The following is a 17,265-nucleotide window of genomic DNA, read 5'->3' on the forward strand; positions in this document are numbered from 1 at the left end:
TTACTGTTGTGTCGCTGAATGCGAATGTTCAGCCCCATGTGAATGCTCATGATCGTGGTGATACTGGTGCTCACCTTCACCACCCATCGCATGGCCTCCGTGGCTAAAGTGCCCACCAAATTCATTGAGAATATAGCTAAACAAGCCGTTTTCCACACTCGAATAGTAGGTCACAGGGTTATTTTCACTTGGTTTTGACAAGGCTTTGTATTCTGCCAACGTCAGCGCCGTGTTACTTGACCGCACTTTATCAACCCAAGCATCAAAGGTTGCTTTATCGTCCGCATAGACTTTAAAGGTCATATCCGAAAAACCCGAACCACTGTAGTTAGACGACAATCCTTGATAAACGCCAGGATGATCAGCGATTAAATGTAACTGAGTTTGCATCGCCGCCATAGTATAAATCTGACTGCCCAATTGCGGAATAAAGAACGAATTCATCACCGAGTTCGATGTGATTTTAAATTTCACCGCTTTGCCCACTGGCAGTGCCATTTCGTTGACCACGGCAATATTTTGCTCAGGGTAGATGAACAGCCATTTCCAGTCCATCGACACCACTTCGATGGTCATCGTATCTTCCTCGGCCGCTAACGGGCGATACGGATCCAGTTTATGGGTCGTTTTCCACGTAATGGTGGCAAGAATGGCGATAATAATGATTGGAATAGCCCACATCACAAATTCAATTTTGTTGCTGTGCGCCCAGTTTGGCTCATAGTCTTTTTCTGCATCTGGACGGTTGTGACGGTACTTCCACGCGAAATAGAAGGTCATCACAATAACAGGGATAACAACAATTAGCATCAGGCCAGTTGCTGTCAAAATCAGGTTGCGCTCTGCTTCACCCACTTGCCCTTTGGGGTCTAAGATGCCCCCCGAGCAGCCCGCGAGCAACAGCAGCAAGCAAGAACCCAATATCCAAGCGACGGATTTTGATTTTCTCATCACATTTAACCTCTGTGAATTTAACATTTATGCTGCAAAAAGTGTTTAGAATAAGGAGTATAAATCGTTAAGTGCAGACTCAATTTCAATAAGCCTTGCGCGCAGTGTACGGCATGAAGACGATAAAAACGGCTTATTTGGTCATCTATTATAGGGTTTGTTAATGTCTCTCGCAAGAAATTAACATTTTTAATACAAATTTTTGTAATTTATTCTAGAGCGATCACAAAAAACCGCACTTTTTCTTGCCACTATTGTGTTTCGCCTTTGCCACTATCGCAAATTCCGCCTTGCGGTGTCTCGGGGGCTTGTTTGCGCAAGCCCCCCAAGGCCCCAACGCACCCCTGATGATTTTTTCTTTGCCTTCGCCTCCATTTTCAGGCGAATTTTTAAACTCACGCGCTGCGCGCGCTCAAACACGAAAAATTCACCCGAAAATTCTTCACGGCTCAGCCTGCGAAAAAACATAAGGGGAAGGATCCAGCATTCACGTTTTGCATTTTGAAAACCTAAAGTGCGGTCGTAAAAATCATTTTGACCGCACTTTGGAGGTTTAAACCTCGTAAATGGCTGTGGTGTTTTATGATCCCCATAGAGCCGCTAGTGCGAAGCGTAGGGGGTATCAATGAGATTTTTTCGTGTCCGAAGCTCACGTAAGTGGGCAAGTTAAAAAATCGAACGGTGAAATAACCCCGCAGCGCAGCACGACCAGTAGCGAACTTGGGGCGCGTGGGTTTCCAAAGGGGCTGCGCGCACAGCCCCTTTGGACGCCACAAGGCGGAACAGCAAAAGTGCGGTTTAAAAACGTGACAAAGATCAAAAATCATTAAAAAAGATCGCTATCGCATTGTTTTTTTTTTTTTTTTTAAACTTAGTCCGTTTAAGCAAAATTTCAGCAAAACGGCCTAAACACCACACAAAATTTTTCTGTTAACCCGAACTTAAGGACACAAAAAATGAAACCAACATTCAAAACAACTGCATTGGCTATCCTCATCTCCCTCGGTGCTGTCGCCTGTGGATCTAGTGGTGGTGGCGACAGCAGTTCAACAGAACAAAAACAACCTGTGGTGAAAGAAAATCCAAAACCACAAAAACAAGAAAACAACCTAGAGAAGGAAAAATTACAGGCACAAATTAACGCATTACAAAAACAGTTAAATGCCAGTGAAGAAGCACTAAAAAAAGAAAAAGAAAACTCCGCTACAGAGCATAAAAAAACAACTCAAGAGATTAAAACCTCAAATGACAAATTACAAACATTAGAAACTAAAATTACAGAATATGAAAGCAATCTTGCTGCGCTTAACAAACAATATAACAAAATTCGTTATAAAGAATTATTCGAGAAAGCACGAAATGCTGGTATGAGTGAAAAAAAAGCAGATGAATTTGCTGAAAAATATTATAAAGATAAAGATCACTCTGCATACAAAAAAGTACTGCGTGATTTAAAAATTGTTAAAGAAGCAACTCACTCAGGTATGAATGAAAAAGAGGTTGCTGCATTTGTAGAAAAACACAAAAATGATGAAGATATCTATGCCTATAGAAAAGAATTAAGAGACAGAAACCTCATTAGAGATGCAGGGCAAGCTGGTATGACAAAAGATGAATTAGATGATTTCTTAAAAAGACATCGAAATGATACTGATCCTTATGCATACCAAGACGAGTTAATTCAAAGAGATAGAAAAATAAAATTAGAAAACGCAGGGATGAGCAAGCAAGAGGCTCAAAAATTTGCTGAACTTTTTGATACCAGTGAATATGAAAAATTTAATAATGCTCTATTTATTTATAATACAGCAATTCAAGATGGGCTAGATAAGAAAACGGCTTTGGATATTGCACAAACATATGGTACAAAAGATGAACTTAACAATATTCAAAGCGCCTTTGATAAAATAGAAGAGATAAAAAAAGAAAATATCGCTAAGCAAACAGAAATAGCACAAAAAGAACGAGCTGATTTTGTTGGCGAAAAAACCAGTAAAGAGATTATACTAGACGATGGTTTTACTGAATTTGCGCCATCTAAGATTACAGCGGACGGATATACCCGTTCGAAAGAACGTGGATACACTTCTGATTCTCAAGAGGGTGTTGATGAAAATAATAAACCAACGAGTACAAGTTACAGAAGCTATGTCTATAATCTTGAAAATGCAGGAATTGAATTATCAGAAGCCTCATTTTCTGGATATAAAGGAAGCTATAAAAATGGCTCAAAACTCGCTTACGCAGGGTATCCAACTAAAGCGGAAGCCTTAAAATCACTGACGGGTACGGCAACATATAGTGGTAAAGCCTTTGTTGCAGAAACTAGCTCTTATGTTCGTGATAAAGATATCGATGATGCCACAGTATCTTTAACCGCTGATTTTAATAAAAAAGCCATTAAGGGTGAAATCAATTATTACTTTAACTACCCTGAAAAATCCCAAATCAAGCTAGAAAATGGCACAATTCAAGCTAAAAACGATCAAATTGTCTTCAATGGTAAGGCTACTTCAGGTGATTATAAAGGTAATTACGAAGGCAAATTTATGGGCAAAGAGGCGAAGCAGTTAGCTGGTTCTGCACAATTGTCTAAAAAACAAGAATATAGCTCAGAGGAAAAACTCAACGCCGTTTTCGTAGCCGAAAAACAATAACCTAACTTTCCCACAAGCCACTGCTTTGCGGTGGCTTTTTTTGCGATGTTGTTATGAAAAAATTATCTCTTTTAATTTTATTGCCGCTCTCTGCCGTGGCGGTGAGCCCAGCGTTTAAGCCGGAGACGGTCACGCAGGTGGCGAAACCTGTTGCACCCGAGCAGACGGTGGTGCGTGAGCGTGCTGCGGGGCAGTTGGCGTTTTCACTCGATGAATTGGCGCACAATTTACCACTGTGTGAGCGAGTGCTGAATTTGGCGATTGCCCAGCGCCGTTATGATGTGGTGGCACGCGTGCTGCCTGTTTACCGCACTTTTGCTGGGCATGACCCGATTTTAGTGCTGTTTGCCCAAGGGGCAATGGCAAAATCCCGTGGGGACTTTGATGCGGCGGTGGCGAAGTTTGAGGCGATTTTAGCGCGCAATCCGCAGCTCAACCCCGTGCGTATTGAGCTGGCAACCGCACTTTTTGAAAGCCAGCAAAACAACGCTGCGCGTGCCGCCTTTGAGCGTGCGCAAGAGTTTAATCCACCAGCGGAAATTCACGCCTTGATTAACCACTATTTGCGTGCGCTGGATAACCGCGAACGTTGGCAAATCAACGCCAATGCCAACTATTTACGCACCCACAATGTCAACAATACCAGCAGCGAGCGGCGGATTGAAAGCACTGGCTTTATCAAAAATGACGATATGCTGCCGCAATCGGCGCACGGGCTGGCGTACGCCTTTAACCTTGCCAAAGACTGGAACTTGCGCGGGCATTATTATCTCGCCTTTGAGAACAATTTATTCGGCAAATATTATTGGGATAACAAGGATTACAACGACGTGCTTAACCGCACTTTAGTGGGGCTGGCGCATAAAAGTGCGGTGCAATCCGTGCGCCTATTGCCGTTTGCCGAATGGCGTTGGGTGGCGGGCAGCCGTTATCAACGTGGCTTGGGCGTGCGAGCAGAATGGAATCGTTGGCTGAGCGACCGCTGGCAGCTCTCACTGGCGGGCGAATACGCCAAAGCACATTATCCTGACAACCCTGAACTCAACGGGTTTAACCAACTCGGCTCGGCCACGCTGCTGTGGCTCGCAGGTGCAAAAACTTATCTCTACACGGGCGTGGATTTCAACCGTGAAAAAACTGCCACCCGCAGGCTCGCCAACGACACCAAAACGTTGCGCGTTGGCATTGGGCAAGAATGGCCGTGGAATATCGCCACTCGAGTGGGTATTTCAGTGGCGAAACGCGATTACAAAGCGCCTGCCAAGCTCGGCGGCATTCTGCCACTGGGCAAAGTGCGGTCAGACACCCTTTACAACGCCAACCTCACGGTGTGGAAACGAGATTGGCAATGGCAAGGCTTCACGCCCAAAGTGCAGCTAAGTTGGAAGAAACAGCGCAGCAATCTACCAACGCTTTATTCGTACACTGAGAAAAATATCAACTTGGTGATTACTAGGGATTTTTGATCGCAAAGTGCGGTTCGACCGCACTTTTAAATCACCTTTAACCGCACTTTTAACCAATGTTGAGACCGCACTTTGATCTACAAAACACGGAGCGTTGTAGTTCGATCCCGCCATTTTTCGCGCGGAAATGGAGCGGTTGGGTAAATTTCAAGGAAGCATGCAAACGCCTGTATTGCATGCGACGTAGAAATTCCCAACAAGCGAGATTTCCTTAAAAATGGCAACGCCCTTTCTTTCCCCGATTTCTTTGGGCGAGCAAAGAAATCGGGTCGCCAACGGCGAAACCGTAGCGTGATGACGGAGTCATGAAAGAGAAAAGTGCGGTCATCGCCGCAGGCGGAAAAGATAGCGATGACGGAGTCATGGCAGAGAACAAAGCACCGCCGCAGGCGGAGAAGAGCGCGAAAATCAAAAGTGCGGTCGCACTCACCAACCGCACTTTGCCAATTCCTACCGCACCTAGCCGCGGCTAAGATAATCCCCCACGCAGACCCATTTGTAGGTGGTCAGCGCCTCTAGCCCCATGGGGCCGCGGGCATGGAGTTTTTGTGTACTCACCGCCACCTCGGCACCCAAGCCAAATTGCCCGCCGTCGGTGAAACGCGTGCTGGCGTTGACATACACTGTTGCCGAATCCACTTGGCGGACAAACTGCGTCATCAGCTGTGGCGATTGGGTTAAAATCGCGTCTGAGTGCGCGCTGCCGTATTCGCGAATGTGGGTAATCGCCTGCTCGATGTCATCGACAATCACCACGTTCATGTCGTTGCACAACGCCTCACGGCGCAGTTGCTCGTTGCCAACCGCGCTGGCGCTCGCACCGCACTTTTGCAAAATCGCCAGTGCGTCGTCATCGCCGTAAAAATGCACTTTTTTGCCCGCCAGTTCGGCGACCACTTGTGGGATAAATTCTGCCGCGATGCTGCGTTGCACCAGCAAGGTTTCCAGCGCGTTGCAAGCGCTTGGGCGCTGGGTTTTGGCATTGTTAATGACCGCTAACGCGCGAGCTTGATCCGCACTTTGTTCAACAAAAATATGGCAAATGCCAATGCCACCCACAATCACTGGGATCGTGCCCTGCTCTTTACATAATTGATGCAGGCCCGCTCCGCCGCGTGGGATGATCATATCCACATAGCGATCGAGTTTTAACAGTTCTAACACCAAAGTGCGGTCAGGGTCTAAAATCGCCTGCACCGCATCTTGCGGCAAGCCCACGCGGGAAAGTGCGATTTGCACTACCTCAAGCAAGGCAGCGTTAGTGTTGCGCGTTTCTTTGCCGCCGCGCAAAATCACCGCGTTGCCTGTTTTCAAGCACAATGAGGCTACATCAATAGTGACATTCGGCCGCGCTTCATAAATGGTCGCCACTACACCCAGTGGCACCCGTACGCGGGAGATGGCCAAGCCGCTGTCGAGCTGCCCGCCGTCAATCACCTGCCCGACAGGATCGGCGAGGGTGATCACATGGCGCACGTCGTTGGCAATGCCTGCCAATCGTGCGGGGGTGAGCAGCAAGCGGTCGATTAATGCCTCACTTAAGCCCTGCCCGCAGGCAGCCTCAATATCTTGCGCATTGGCAGCCAAAATGTGCTTGGCGTTGGCCTCAAGCTCATCGGCAATCACGCCCAAAGCGTGGTTTTTCGTGTGGGTGCTTAGTTGTGCCAGTTGAAAAGCGGCGGCTTTGGCGCGCTTTCCCATTTCAATGAGTTGCATATTTTATCCTTAATCTAAAACCACCATATCATCACGATGAATCGCCACGTGGCCGTATTCATACCCCAAAAGTGCGGTGATCTCGCCCGACTTGTGCCCTTTGATCACATTCAGCGCATCGCTGTTATAACACGCCATGCCAATCGCCAAAGTTTTTCCCTGCGCGTTGCAAATATTCAGCGCTTCACCGCGGGCAAAACGCCCTTCAACCTGCACGATGCCCGCAGGCAATAGCGAGCTGTGTTCATGCAAAATGGCCTGCGACGCACCGTCATCGACGATCACACGCCCTGCTTTTGGTGCGGCAAATAGCCACTGTTTGCGCCGTTGTAAGGTGTGGCTGGTGGAGACAAATTTGGTGCCAATCGCCTGCCCTTGCGCAAGAGAAACAATTACATTCTCTTGCGTACCTGGGGCGATAATGGTTTCAATCCCAAAACGGGTGGCGATGTCGGCGGCGGTAATTTTGGTGCTCATGCCCCCTGTGCCTAGCCCTGACACACTTCCGCCGGCAATGGCGCGGGTTTCATCGGTGATTTTCTCCACCACCGAAATCAGCTTAGCCTCAGGGTTAGTGCGCGGATCGCTGTCAAAGAGGCCTTGTTGATCCGTGAGCAAATAGAGTTGATCCGCATTGGCGAGAATCGCTACCAGCGCGGAGAGATTATCGTTGTCGCCCACTTTGATTTCGGCCGTGGCTACCGCATCATTTTCGTTGATAATCGGAATGATGTCGTTATCCAACAGAGCATTGAGGGTGTCGCGTGCATTTAAAAAGCGCTCGCGATCTTCCAAATCGGCGCGGGTGAGCAGCATTTGCCCGATAAAAATATCATAAATATCAAACAATTGTTCCCACGTTTGGATAAGCTGACTTTGCCCCACGGCGGCGAGCATCTGTTTTGAGGCAATGGTCGGTGGCAGTTGTGGCTGGCGCAGATAATCGCGCCCTGCCGCCACCGCGCCTGAGGTGACAATCACCACGCGCAACCCCATTTTTCTCAATATTGCACATTGGCGCACAATATTGAGCATATGAGGGCGGTTAAGTTTCGGCGAACCTTGCGTGAGCACGCTGGTGCCAAATTTTAATACAACGGTTTTGGCATCGGCGTGATCCGATATGTGCACTTTTTGCATAATTTTTAATCTTAAATAATGAAAAAAATTTTTTGTTACGTTACCATTATTCTCGTTAAAAATCATTCATAAAATCGTTGTCTAGGACTTTATCCATGGAGCTTAAAAAACTCTCTCATAGTGAGCAGCAGGAGATCACGCGATTATGCGTGCATACCGCACTTTTACTGCTGCAACACGGCGCTGAAAGCACGCTGGTCAGCCAAGTGGCTGAGCGTTTAGGCAAAGCGCTTAGGGTCGAAAGTGTGGAGATTGCGCTCACTGCCAACGCGGTGGTGCTGACCACTCGCCATAATGGCAACTGCATCACCACCACGCGGCGCAATCAAGATCGCGGCATTAATATGCACGTGGTCACTGAGGTGCAACACATTGTGATTGCCGCTGAGCATCATATTTACGACACTGAAACGGTACACAAAAAACTCTACGCCATTCGCCCCTATAAATACAATCGCTATTTGGTAGTGCTGATGGTGGGGTTGTCGTGTGCGAGTTTTGCGCGCCTTTCAGGGGGCGATGCCAACATTTGCGCGATCACCTTTCTCGCCTCGTGTGTGGCGATGTATGTGCGCCAAGCGCTTTCCATGCGCCACTATAACCCGACCATTGTGTTTGCCACCACCGCCTTTGTCGCCACCTGCATTTCCAGCGTATCACTGCGTTTTGGCATTGGTAACGACCCACAAGTGGCAATCGCTTCCAGCGTGTTGCTATTGGTGCCAGGGTTTCCATACATCAATTCATTATCTGATATTTTAAAAGGCTTCACCAATATGGGGATTGGTCGCTGGGCGCTCGCCACCGTGTTGACCTTTGGCGCTTGTATCGGGATTGTGTTTGCCTTGAGTTTGCTTAATATTCACCAGTGGGGTGGCTAATGGATTTAATTTTAACCTTGCTTGACGATATGTTCTTCGCTGCCATTCCTGCGGTGGGCTTTGCCTTGCTGTTTAATGTGCCACCCAATGCGCTGAAATATTGCGCGCTGCTCGGCGCACTGGGGCACGCTTTTCGTAAGCTCTTGTTGCTCACCATTGATATGCCAATGGTGTTTGCCACGTTTTTTGCCGCCAGCCTGATTGGCTTTATCGGCGTCTATCTCTCGCAGCGTTTCCTCGCGCACCCGAAAGTATTCACGGTGGCGGCGATTATCCCGATGATTCCAGGTGTCTATGCCTATAAAGCGATGATCGCGATTGTGCAAATCCACCATTTCGGCTATGCTGATGCCCTCTTTCAACAGGCAGTGGACAACTTTGTGAAATCGGGCTTTATCATTGGCGCACTTGCGTTTGGCTTGGCGCTGCCAGGGTTGTTGTTCTTCCGCCAGCGCCCTGTGGTGTAAGGAGCGAATATGCAAATCAGTTTAATTGTGGCGATGAGCCAAAATCGCGTTATCGGCAAAGACAACGCCATGCCGTGGCACTTGCCGCGCGATTTGGCTTGGTTTAAGCAAAACACTCTCAACAAGCCCATTATCATGGGGCGCAAAACCTTTGAATCGATCGGCAAAGCGCTGCCCCATCGCCATAATATCGTGCTTTCGCGCACGCCGTTTAAGGCACCCGATGTCACTTGGGCGGAAAATTTAGACCAAGCGTTGAGCCTTTGCGTGCAAGCCAGTGAGGTGATGATCATCGGCGGTGGGCAACTGTTTGCACAAGCCCTGCCTCTGGCGACCACCTTGTATCTTACTGAAATTCAAGCGCACCTCGACGGCGACACGTACTTCCCTGAGATTGAACCCGTGCGCTGGGAACAGGTGTTTGAACAGTGGGCGGAAAAAGATGCGAAAAACGCCTTTGACTGCCGTTTTTGTATTTATCAACGCATTCCAGATGCACAGGCCTAACCTTAAAGTGCGGTCAGCGTGGTTGCAATTTGCGATAGATCAAAATTATTGCAACTATTTTTCGGCAAAATTCGTTTTGAAAATCAAATCATTACTGCTTATTTTCGCTAATGGCGGGGCAAATTCTCACGCGCTCTACATCTTTTGAGTTAACCCACCGCGCGCCTGAGATTAGCACTGGGTGAAAAGGCTGTGCTAAAATTCTCATTCAACTAACAAATAAGGTGCCCTATGTTTGCCCAACATCAACTCACATTGCATCAGCTTGCTTGTCAGCGCGGTGATAACACACTGTTCGCGGGACTTTCGCTTGCCGTGCAAAGTGGCGAGATGGTGCAGCTGGTTGGGCATAACGGCATCGGGAAAACCAGCCTGCTGCGTATTATTGCGGGGCTTTCACAGCCGCTGCAAGGGCGCGTGCTGTTCGACGGCACCCCAATTGGCCAACAGCGGGAAAGCTATCTCACGCACCTGCTGTATATCGGGCATCACGCGGGTCTGAAAATGCAGCTTAGCCCGTGGGATAATTTGCGTTTTTATCAGCGTGTCAGTCCGTGTGTGCAAGCAGAAAGTGCGGTTTTAGATGCGCTTTACCGTGTCGGCTTGATGGGGCTTGAGGACACCGCACTTTTTCAGCTCTCCGCAGGGCAACAAAAGCGGGTGGCCTTGGCGCGGCTTTATCTCTCTCAAGCGCCCATTTGGCTGCTCGACGAGCCTTTCACCGCCATTGATACACAAGGCCAGCTTGACTTGACCGCACTTTTTGAACAGCACTGTCAGCGCGGCGGGATTGTAATGTTGACCAGCCATCAAGCCGTTAACAGCCCACTGCTTAAACGCCTTGATCTCAGTGAATTTCAGTGTGAGGAGGCGTTATGATCTTCTCTGCCATTTTAAAACGTGAATTGCAGTTGGCTTGGCTGAATAAATCTGCGCTACTGAACCCACTGTGGTTTTTTTTAATGGTGGTGAGCCTCTTTCCGCTCGTTGTTGGCCCTGAGCCTTCCTTGCTTGCACGCATTGCGCCAGGTGTGGTGTGGGTGGCAACGCTCTTTTCAGCCCTATTAGCGTTCGAACGACTGTTTGCCGATGATTTTCGTGACGGTTCACTTGAGCAGCTGACATTGTTGCGCGCACCACTGTCGTTGACGATGGCAGCGAAAATGCTCGCCCATTGGATTATCACCGCGCTGCCGCTGATTTTGCTCTCACCGCTTGCCGCATTATTACTCAGCCTTGATGTGACACTGTGGTGGGCTTTGCTGTTAACCTTGCTATTAGGTACGCCCACATTAAGCGCCATTGGCGCCATTGGCGTGGCATTAACCGTTGGCTTGCGCCGTGGTGGCGTATTGCTCAGCTTATTGGTGATCCCGTTGATTATCCCTGTGCTGATCTTCTCCGCCGCCGTGCTCGATGCCGCACAGCTACAACTGGATTACACACCTCAGCTTGCCATTTTAGGCGCGATCATGATGTTAACCATAACGCTTGCCCCCTTTGCCATTGCAGGGGCGGTGAAAATTCATTTAGAGTAAGGACAACCCCATGTGGAAATGGCTTCACCCTTATGCAAAACCCGAAACACAATACGCATTGTGCACTAAATTCATGCCGTTTTTCGGACTGACCGCACTTTTACTGCTGGTGATAAGCCTTGTCTGGGGCTTGGCCTTTGCGCCTGCGGATTATCAGCAAGGCAACGGCTTTCGTATGATTTATGTGCATGTGCCCAGTGCGATTTGGTCGATGGGCATTTATGCCGCAATGGCGGGCGCGGCTGCAGTGGGCTTAATATGGCAAATTCGTCAAGCCTATTTAGCGATGATCGCCATGGCGCCCATTGGCGCGGTGATCACATTTATCGCGCTCATCACAGGCGCCATTTGGGGCAAGCCCATGTGGGGCACGTGGTGGGTGTGGGACGCGCGGCTGACCTCCGAGCTGATTTTGTTCTTTTTGTACATCGGCATTATTGCGCTCTACAACGCCTTCGACGACAGCCGCCGTGGTGCAAAAGTCGCTGGTGTGCTCTCACTGGTGGGCGTGGTAAATTTACCGATTATCCATTTCTCCGTGCAATGGTGGAACACTTTACATCAAGGTGCCACCATTACGAAATTTGCCAAGCCCTCGATGGCAAATGCGATGTTATATCCGCTGATTTTAGCGATCTTCGGTTTTTTATGTTTAACCCTGTGGCTAACCTTAATGCGCTATCGCAACGCATTAATCAAAGAAGACTATAAACGCCCGTGGGTAAAAGCGTTAGTGGGAGTGAAATCATGACACCATTTTTTGGCAGTTTTGCCGACTTTATTCACATGGGGGGCTATGGCTTTTATGTTTGGCTTTGCTATGGCTTGACCGCACTTTGCCTTCTGTTGCTGATTGTCCTCACCCTCATTGAGCGCAAACAGCTGCTGCGTAATATTGCAAAATATCATCAACGCCAAGCGCAACAAGCGCAATTTAAACGAGGTCAGCATGAATCCTAGACGCAAATCACGCCTAAAAATCCTTGTGTTGGTGCTCATCGGCTTAAGCACCGCAGTTGCCTTAATGCTGTTTGCCCTGCGCTCAAATATTGACTTGTTCTACACCCCCTCTGAGGTGATTTATGGCAAAGACAATAAGCCTGACGCCAAGCCACACACTGGCCAGCGCCTGCGCGTGGGGGGCATGGTGGTGGAAGGATCTGTCGTGCGCGACCCTAACAGCTTAAAAGTGCGGTTTGATCTCAATGACATTGGCCCTGCTATCACAGTGGAATATGAAGGCATATTGCCGGATCTTTTCCGCGAAGGGCAAGGCATTGTCGCACAAGGCGTGTTGCTTGATGAAAAAACGCTGAAAGCCAGCGAAGTGTTGGCGAAACACGATGAAAACTATGTGCCGCCTGAGCTGGAAAGCCAAATGCAGAAAGTGCATCAGCCAATGGGCGTAAGCAGTGGTGATCTCAAAGGGCAATCCGCGCGCGACGCACAAGCCATTGAGAAATTCAAACAACACTTAAAACAAACCATTGACGCCGACAAGGGGCAAAAATGATCGCTGAATTTGGAAATTACGCCCTCGCACTGGCACTGGCACTGGCGGTGTTGCAAACCCTGTTGCCTGCTTTTGGCAGCGCGCGCCATAACCGCACTTTGATGCTGCTCGCCCGCCCATTGAGTCTCAGCTTGTTCCTCACACTTAGCGTGGCGTTTATCAGCCTCAGTTATCTGTTTGCGATCAATGATTTCAGCGTGCAATATGTGGTCAATAATTCCAACAGTCAACTGCCGCTTTATTATCGCCTTTCCGCCGTGTGGGGCTCGCATGAAGGCTCGCTGCTGTTGTGGATTTGGCTGCTTTCCCTGTGGGGGGCGGCGGTGGCGGTGCTCAGCAAAAGCCTGCCATTAGAGGCGATCGCGCGCGTGATGGCGGTGATGGGGCTGATTAGCATCGGTTTTTTAATTTTTATCCTCTTCACCTCCAACCCATTTGACCGCACTTTTCCTGACTTTCCTGTTGATGGGCGCGAGCTGAACCCGCTGCTGCAAGATGTGGGGTTGATTTTCCACCCGCCGCTGCTGTATATGGGCTATGTTGGCTTTTCAGTCGCCTTTGCCTTTGCCATCGCCGCGTTGATTGGCGGGCAGCTCGACACTGCATGGGCGCGCTGGTCACGCCCGTGGACACTGGCCGCGTGGGTGTTTTTAACCCTTGGGATTGTGCTCGGCTCATGGTGGGCGTATTACGAACTCGGCTGGGGCGGCTGGTGGTTTTGGGATCCTGTGGAAAACGCCTCCCTAATGCCGTGGCTGGCAGGCACCGCATTAATTCACAGTTTGTCTGTCACCGAAAAACGTGGCAGTTTCAAGGCATGGACAGTGCTGTTGGCGATTCTCGCTTTTTCGCTGTGTTTGCTCGGCACCTTTTTGGTGCGCTCGGGCATTTTGGTCTCTGTTCACGCGTTCGCCTCCGATCCAACGCGCGGCATGTTTATCCTCGCTTATTTGGTGCTGGTGATCGGCGGCTCGCTCACGCTGTATGCCTTTCGAGGCAACCAAATTCGCTCGCTTAATCACTACGCCCGTTACTCGCGGGAAAACCTGCTGCTGCTCAATAATGTGCTGTTGATGACCGCACTTTCTGTGGTGCTGATCGGAACATTATTGCCACTGCTGCACAAGCAGCTCGGGCTTGGCTCCATTTCCGTGGGCGCGCCTTTTTTCAATCAAATGTTTATCATTTTAATGGTGCCATTTTCGTTTATTCTTGGCATTGGCCCGCTGGTGAAATGGCGGCGGGATCAGCCGAGCGCAATTCGTCGCCCTGTTATTATCAGCCTTGTATTGATGGCCGCACTGGGGCTGATTTTGCCCTACACCTTATTTGATCAGCTCACCACCACCGCGGTGCTCGGCAGCATGATGGCGGCGATCATTGTCTTGCTCAGCCTCTATGAGCTGCACCTGCGCGCCACCCATCGACACCGTTTTTGGGCAGGCTTACGCAAACTTTCACGCTCACATTTTGGCATGATTAGCGCCCACTTAGGTGTCGCGATGACGGTATTCGGCATTGCCTTTAGCCAAAATTTCAGCATTGAGCGTGATGTGCGCATGCAAGTTGGTGATAGCATTGATATTGCAGGCTACACGTTCACCTTTCAAGGCGTGAAAGCGCAAGATGGCGCAAATTATCAAGGCGCCAGCGCGGAGATTGCCATCAGTAAACACGGGCAGCCACACGCGCAATTGCATGCGGAAAAACGCTTTTATACCGTAAGTAAAATGAGCATGACAGAGGCAGCGATTGATTGGGGCTTTAGCCGTGATCTGTATGTCGCACTCGGCGAGCGCTTGGATAATAACGCCTGGGCGCTGCGCTTATATTTTAAACCTTTCGTGCGTTGGATTTGGTTCGGCGGGCTGTTTATGGCATTAGGAGGGCTTTTGTGCATCAGCGATCGGCGTTATCGTCTCTCTCGTTTTATCAAAAAGGGACAACATGAATAAAAAACTCTTTTTACCTTTGATTGCCTTTTTTATCTTGGTGGCACTGTTTGGCTGGCAACTGCTGCGCAACGCTCACGGTGATGACCCCAAAGCCTTGGAATCTGCCCTTGTGGGCAAAGCATTACCGCACTTTGACCTGCCCGCGCTTGCCCCTGATCAAGGGCGGGTTGCAACACAAAGCCTGCCAAGCCACACGCCGTTTTTGTTAAACGTGTGGGCGACCTGGTGCCCGACGTGTTATGCTGAGCACAGTTACCTCAACACGCTCAAAAGTGCGGTGACTATGGTGGGCATCAACTACAAAGACAACCGCAACGCCGCCTTGCGCTGGCTGGAGAATTTAGGCAACCCCTACCAACAAGTAATTTTTGATGAAAAAGGCGCGCTCGGCTTTGACTTAGGCGTATATGGCGCGCCTGAAACCTTTCTCATCGACTGCGCTGGCATCATTCGTTATCGCTTTGCTGGCGCGCTGGACAACCGTGTTTGGGAAAACACTCTCAAGCCGCTGTATGAGCGCTACGCCAAGGAGGCAATATGTCAAAAATAATCTGCTATTTTTGGCTGCTCTTTGCCGTGCACGCCCACGCGGCCATTGAAGCATTGTCGTTTCAATCCAGCCAGCAAGAAGCCACATATCACCAATTAACCGAGCAATTACGCTGCCCACAATGCCAAAATAATTCCATTGCGGACTCCAACGCCACCATTGCAACAGATATGCGCGCCAAAGTATTTGAGCTGCTCAACGAGGGCAAAAGCAAGCAGGAGATCGTGGACTACATGGTCGCGCGCTACGGCAACTTTGTCACCTATGACCCACCGTTGACGTTCTCGACCGTGATTTTATGGGCATTGCCGATTTTATTACTACTGATCGGGCTTTGGCTCTTTTTTAAACGCACGCCAACGCCATCAACCAACACCGTTGACCCCACACGCCTTGAAAACGTGCTAAATGAGAAAGAGGAGCAAAAATCATGACATTGTGGCTCTTGATACTCGGCTTGACCGTGATTGTGGCGTCCATCGCGTTTTATCCGTTGTTAGTGCGCACCCACAACCGCACTTTCACTCGCCAACATGCACTGAATCGCGCTTTTTATTACCACAGCCTTGATGAAGTGCAGCAACAGCAAGCCGAAGGCGTGCTTGATAACAGCGCGCAAGCGCAGCAAGAATTGCAACAGCGCTTGCTCACTGACATTCCTGAACACGAAAGTGCGGTTGCACCCACACGCATTAAGCGTGGCGGCATATGGTTTATCTCGGCCACCTTAGCGCTAGTAAGCATCGCCCTTGCGGCGTATTTCAGTGTTGGCTCATGGCGCGCGCAACAACAGCTTGACCACGCACAAGCGCAGCTGCCCGCACTTTATCAACGCTTAGATGAAGAACAAAGCAAGCCGCTGAACATGAACGAATTGCAGCAGCTCACCATCGGACTACGCACCCATTTGCAACAAGACCCAAATGATGCCAAAGGCTGGTGGCTGCTGGGGCAAATTGGCATGAATACCAATAACGGACAGCTGGCGATGGAAAGCTACAAACGCGCGTTTAATCTCGACCCTGCCAATCTCAACTATAAAGTCAGCTACGCACGGGTGTTGTTGTTCTCACAAGATGAGCGCGATAACGTGCAGGGCGAAGTGCTGTTGCGCCAAGTGATCAAGCAAGATCACACCAACACGCAAGCCTTGAGCCTGCTGGCGTTCAACGCCTACGAAAAAGAAAATTACACCATGGCACTCACGGCATGGAAAATGATGCTAAAATTGTTACCCAACGATGACAGCCGCATTGCATTAATTCAGCGTAGTATTGAGCAAGCTCAACAGGCATTGAAGAAACAGCAAAGTGCGGTGCCCTCACAGGAGAAACCCAATGAATAAACAACTCAAAATCGGCTTGGTGTCTGTTTCCGACCGCGCAAGCACTGGCGTGTATCAAGACCAAGGGCTGCCCGCCTTAGAAAGCTGGTTAAAATCCGCCATTGTGGGCGAATTTACCATTGAAAGCCGCCTTATCCCCGACGAGCAACCACTGATTGAGCAAACCTTAATCGAGTTAGTGGACACTCATCACTGCGATTTAGTGCTTACCACAGGCGGAACGGGGCCGGCTAAACGTGATGTCACCCCTGATGCCACATTAGCTGTGGCGGATCGCGAAATGCCAGGCTTTGGCGAACAAATGCGGCAAGTGAGTTTACATTTTGTGCCGACCGCACTTTTATCTCGGCAAGTGGGTGTGATTCGCGCCGAGAGCCTAATTTTAAACCTGCCAGGGCAACCTAAAGCCATTCAAGAAACCCTTGAAGGCGTGAAAGACGCCGACGGCCACAGCGTTGTGCAAGGCATTTTCAGCGCCGTGCCTTACTGCTTGCAGCTGCTCAGTGGCATTTATGTGGAAACCCATGATGCGGTGGTTCGCGCTTTCCGTCCAAAATCGGCGCGCCGATAAGGAGCCAA

General features: G+C 49.5%; 19 protein-coding genes. 16 read left to right on the forward strand and 3 right to left on the reverse strand.

Annotated elements, in window-relative coordinates; genetic code table 11:
• Positions 1 to 951, reverse strand: coding sequence for a ubiquinol oxidase subunit II (gene cyoA / locus HPC38_RS09920; RefSeq protein ID WP_208121120.1), 951 nt, complete (start codon positions 949 to 951; stop codon positions 1 to 3).
• Between the two features lie 956 nt (positions 952 to 1,907).
• Between cyoA and HPC38_RS09925 the strand changes: the two genes are divergently transcribed.
• From HPC38_RS09925 to HPC38_RS09935, 3 genes are all read left to right on the forward strand, one after another.
• Positions 1,908 to 3,608, forward strand: coding sequence for a transferrin-binding protein-like solute binding protein (locus HPC38_RS09925; RefSeq protein ID WP_208121121.1), 1,701 nt, complete (start codon positions 1,908 to 1,910; stop codon positions 3,606 to 3,608).
• Between the two features lie 53 nt (positions 3,609 to 3,661).
• On the forward strand, positions 3,662 to 5,074 hold the full coding sequence (locus HPC38_RS09930) for a surface lipoprotein assembly modifier (protein WP_208121122.1): 1,413 nt from the start codon (positions 3,662 to 3,664) through the stop codon (positions 5,072 to 5,074).
• A 305-nt stretch (positions 5,075 to 5,379) separates the two neighbouring features.
• Complete coding sequence (locus HPC38_RS09935; protein WP_208121123.1) at positions 5,380 to 5,547, forward strand: hypothetical protein; 168 nt, start codon at positions 5,380 to 5,382, stop codon at positions 5,545 to 5,547.
• Here the strand turns inward: HPC38_RS09935 and proA are convergent.
• Entirely contained in the window at positions 5,534 to 6,790 is a 1,257-nt protein-coding gene (proA, locus tag HPC38_RS09940; protein WP_208121124.1) for a glutamate-5-semialdehyde dehydrogenase, read from the reverse strand. The genes HPC38_RS09935 and proA overlap by 14 nt on opposite strands.
• A gap of 9 nt (positions 6,791 to 6,799) precedes the next feature.
• Positions 6,800 to 7,930: a glutamate 5-kinase gene (proB, locus tag HPC38_RS09945; protein ID WP_208121125.1), complete on the reverse strand. Its 1,131-nt coding sequence runs from the start codon at positions 7,928 to 7,930 to the stop codon at positions 6,800 to 6,802.
• A 95-nt stretch (positions 7,931 to 8,025) separates the two neighbouring features.
• On the opposite strand from proB, the gene HPC38_RS09950 reads away from it, so the two are divergent.
• The 13 genes from HPC38_RS09950 (at position 8,026) to mog (ending at position 17,257) form a co-directional block, all read left to right on the forward strand.
• Positions 8,026 to 8,811, forward strand: a complete 786-nt coding sequence (locus HPC38_RS09950; RefSeq protein WP_208121126.1) for a threonine/serine exporter family protein — start codon at positions 8,026 to 8,028, stop codon at positions 8,809 to 8,811.
• Positions 8,811 to 9,278 (forward strand): threonine/serine exporter family protein, encoded by a 468-nt coding sequence (locus HPC38_RS09955; RefSeq protein WP_208121127.1) that lies wholly within the window; start codon positions 8,811 to 8,813, stop codon positions 9,276 to 9,278. The genes HPC38_RS09950 and HPC38_RS09955 overlap by 1 nt, the downstream gene beginning before the upstream one ends.
• 9 nt (positions 9,279 to 9,287) lie before the next feature.
• A complete protein-coding gene (folA, locus tag HPC38_RS09960) occupies positions 9,288 to 9,785 on the forward strand; it encodes a type 3 dihydrofolate reductase (protein WP_208121128.1) in 498 nt (165 codons plus the stop codon).
• A gap of 231 nt (positions 9,786 to 10,016) precedes the next feature.
• Positions 10,017 to 10,664, forward strand: coding sequence for a cytochrome c biogenesis heme-transporting ATPase CcmA (ccmA, locus tag HPC38_RS09965; RefSeq protein ID WP_208121129.1), 648 nt, complete (start codon positions 10,017 to 10,019; stop codon positions 10,662 to 10,664).
• Positions 10,661 to 11,323 carry a heme exporter protein CcmB gene (ccmB, locus tag HPC38_RS09970; RefSeq protein ID WP_208121130.1) on the forward strand — a complete coding sequence of 221 codons (663 nt, stop codon included), beginning with the start codon at positions 10,661 to 10,663 and terminating at the stop codon, positions 11,321 to 11,323. The genes ccmA and ccmB overlap by 4 nt, the downstream gene beginning before the upstream one ends.
• Before the next feature lie 10 nt (positions 11,324 to 11,333).
• Positions 11,334 to 12,074, forward strand: coding sequence for a heme ABC transporter permease (locus HPC38_RS09975; protein WP_208121131.1), 741 nt, complete (start codon positions 11,334 to 11,336; stop codon positions 12,072 to 12,074).
• Positions 12,071 to 12,283 carry a heme exporter protein CcmD gene (ccmD, locus tag HPC38_RS09980; RefSeq protein WP_208121132.1) on the forward strand — a complete coding sequence of 71 codons (213 nt, stop codon included), beginning with the start codon at positions 12,071 to 12,073 and terminating at the stop codon, positions 12,281 to 12,283. Before HPC38_RS09975 ends, ccmD begins: the two co-directional genes overlap by 4 nt.
• A complete protein-coding gene (gene ccmE / locus HPC38_RS09985) occupies positions 12,273 to 12,836 on the forward strand; it encodes a cytochrome c maturation protein CcmE (protein WP_208121133.1) in 564 nt (187 codons plus the stop codon). Before ccmD ends, ccmE begins: the two co-directional genes overlap by 11 nt.
• Positions 12,833 to 14,791 (forward strand): heme lyase CcmF/NrfE family subunit, encoded by a 1,959-nt coding sequence (locus HPC38_RS09990; RefSeq protein ID WP_208121134.1) that lies wholly within the window; start codon positions 12,833 to 12,835, stop codon positions 14,789 to 14,791. The genes ccmE and HPC38_RS09990 overlap by 4 nt, the downstream gene beginning before the upstream one ends.
• The gene (locus tag HPC38_RS09995) at positions 14,784 to 15,341 is read left to right on the forward strand and encodes a DsbE family thiol:disulfide interchange protein (RefSeq protein WP_208121135.1); all 558 of its coding nucleotides are present in this window, start codon (positions 14,784 to 14,786) and stop codon (positions 15,339 to 15,341) included. The genes HPC38_RS09990 and HPC38_RS09995 overlap by 8 nt, the downstream gene beginning before the upstream one ends.
• Positions 15,329 to 15,775: a cytochrome c-type biogenesis protein gene (locus HPC38_RS10000; RefSeq protein WP_208121136.1), complete on the forward strand. Its 447-nt coding sequence runs from the start codon at positions 15,329 to 15,331 to the stop codon at positions 15,773 to 15,775. Before HPC38_RS09995 ends, HPC38_RS10000 begins: the two co-directional genes overlap by 13 nt.
• Entirely contained in the window at positions 15,772 to 16,686 is a 915-nt protein-coding gene (ccmI, locus tag HPC38_RS10005; protein WP_208121137.1) for a c-type cytochrome biogenesis protein CcmI, read from the forward strand. The genes HPC38_RS10000 and ccmI overlap by 4 nt, the downstream gene beginning before the upstream one ends.
• Positions 16,679 to 17,257 carry a molybdopterin adenylyltransferase gene (gene mog, locus HPC38_RS10010; protein WP_208121138.1) on the forward strand — a complete coding sequence of 193 codons (579 nt, stop codon included), beginning with the start codon at positions 16,679 to 16,681 and terminating at the stop codon, positions 17,255 to 17,257. The genes ccmI and mog overlap by 8 nt, the downstream gene beginning before the upstream one ends.
• Positions 17,258 to 17,265 lie beyond the last annotated feature (8 nt).

Origin of the sequence: Spirabiliibacterium pneumoniae (assembly GCF_014884995.1) — a bacterium.
GTDB classification, from domain to species: Bacteria; Pseudomonadota; Gammaproteobacteria; order Enterobacterales; family Pasteurellaceae; genus Spirabiliibacterium; species Spirabiliibacterium pneumoniae.

Coding starts and splice junctions, on each gene's coding strand:
- HPC38_RS09950 (WP_208121126.1), top strand. CDS start 8,026: ATGGAGCTTAAAAAACTCTCTCATAGTGAGCAGCAGGAGATCACGCGA.
- ccmD (WP_208121132.1), top strand. CDS start 12,071: ATGACACCATTTTTTGGCAGTTTTGCCGACTTTATTCACATGGGGGGC.
- ccmI (WP_208121137.1), top strand. CDS start 15,772: ATGACATTGTGGCTCTTGATACTCGGCTTGACCGTGATTGTGGCGTCC.
- ccmB (WP_208121130.1), top strand. CDS start 10,661: ATGATCTTCTCTGCCATTTTAAAACGTGAATTGCAGTTGGCTTGGCTG.
- HPC38_RS09935 (WP_208121123.1), top strand. CDS start 5,380: ATGAAAGAGAAAAGTGCGGTCATCGCCGCAGGCGGAAAAGATAGCGAT.
- proB (WP_208121125.1), bottom strand. CDS start 7,930: ATGCAAAAAGTGCACATATCGGATCACGCCGATGCCAAAACCGTTGTA.
- HPC38_RS09975 (WP_208121131.1), top strand. CDS start 11,334: ATGTGGAAATGGCTTCACCCTTATGCAAAACCCGAAACACAATACGCA.
- HPC38_RS09930 (WP_208121122.1), top strand. CDS start 3,662: ATGAAAAAATTATCTCTTTTAATTTTATTGCCGCTCTCTGCCGTGGCG.
- HPC38_RS09990 (WP_208121134.1), top strand. CDS start 12,833: ATGATCGCTGAATTTGGAAATTACGCCCTCGCACTGGCACTGGCACTG.
- mog (WP_208121138.1), top strand. CDS start 16,679: ATGAATAAACAACTCAAAATCGGCTTGGTGTCTGTTTCCGACCGCGCA.
- HPC38_RS09995 (WP_208121135.1), top strand. CDS start 14,784: ATGAATAAAAAACTCTTTTTACCTTTGATTGCCTTTTTTATCTTGGTG.
- ccmA (WP_208121129.1), top strand. CDS start 10,017: ATGTTTGCCCAACATCAACTCACATTGCATCAGCTTGCTTGTCAGCGC.
- HPC38_RS09925 (WP_208121121.1), top strand. CDS start 1,908: ATGAAACCAACATTCAAAACAACTGCATTGGCTATCCTCATCTCCCTC.
- HPC38_RS10000 (WP_208121136.1), top strand. CDS start 15,329: ATGTCAAAAATAATCTGCTATTTTTGGCTGCTCTTTGCCGTGCACGCC.
- HPC38_RS09955 (WP_208121127.1), top strand. CDS start 8,811: ATGGATTTAATTTTAACCTTGCTTGACGATATGTTCTTCGCTGCCATT.
- ccmE (WP_208121133.1), top strand. CDS start 12,273: ATGAATCCTAGACGCAAATCACGCCTAAAAATCCTTGTGTTGGTGCTC.
- proA (WP_208121124.1), bottom strand. CDS start 6,790: ATGCAACTCATTGAAATGGGAAAGCGCGCCAAAGCCGCCGCTTTTCAA.
- folA (WP_208121128.1), top strand. CDS start 9,288: ATGCAAATCAGTTTAATTGTGGCGATGAGCCAAAATCGCGTTATCGGC.
- cyoA (WP_208121120.1), bottom strand. CDS start 951: ATGAGAAAATCAAAATCCGTCGCTTGGATATTGGGTTCTTGCTTGCTG.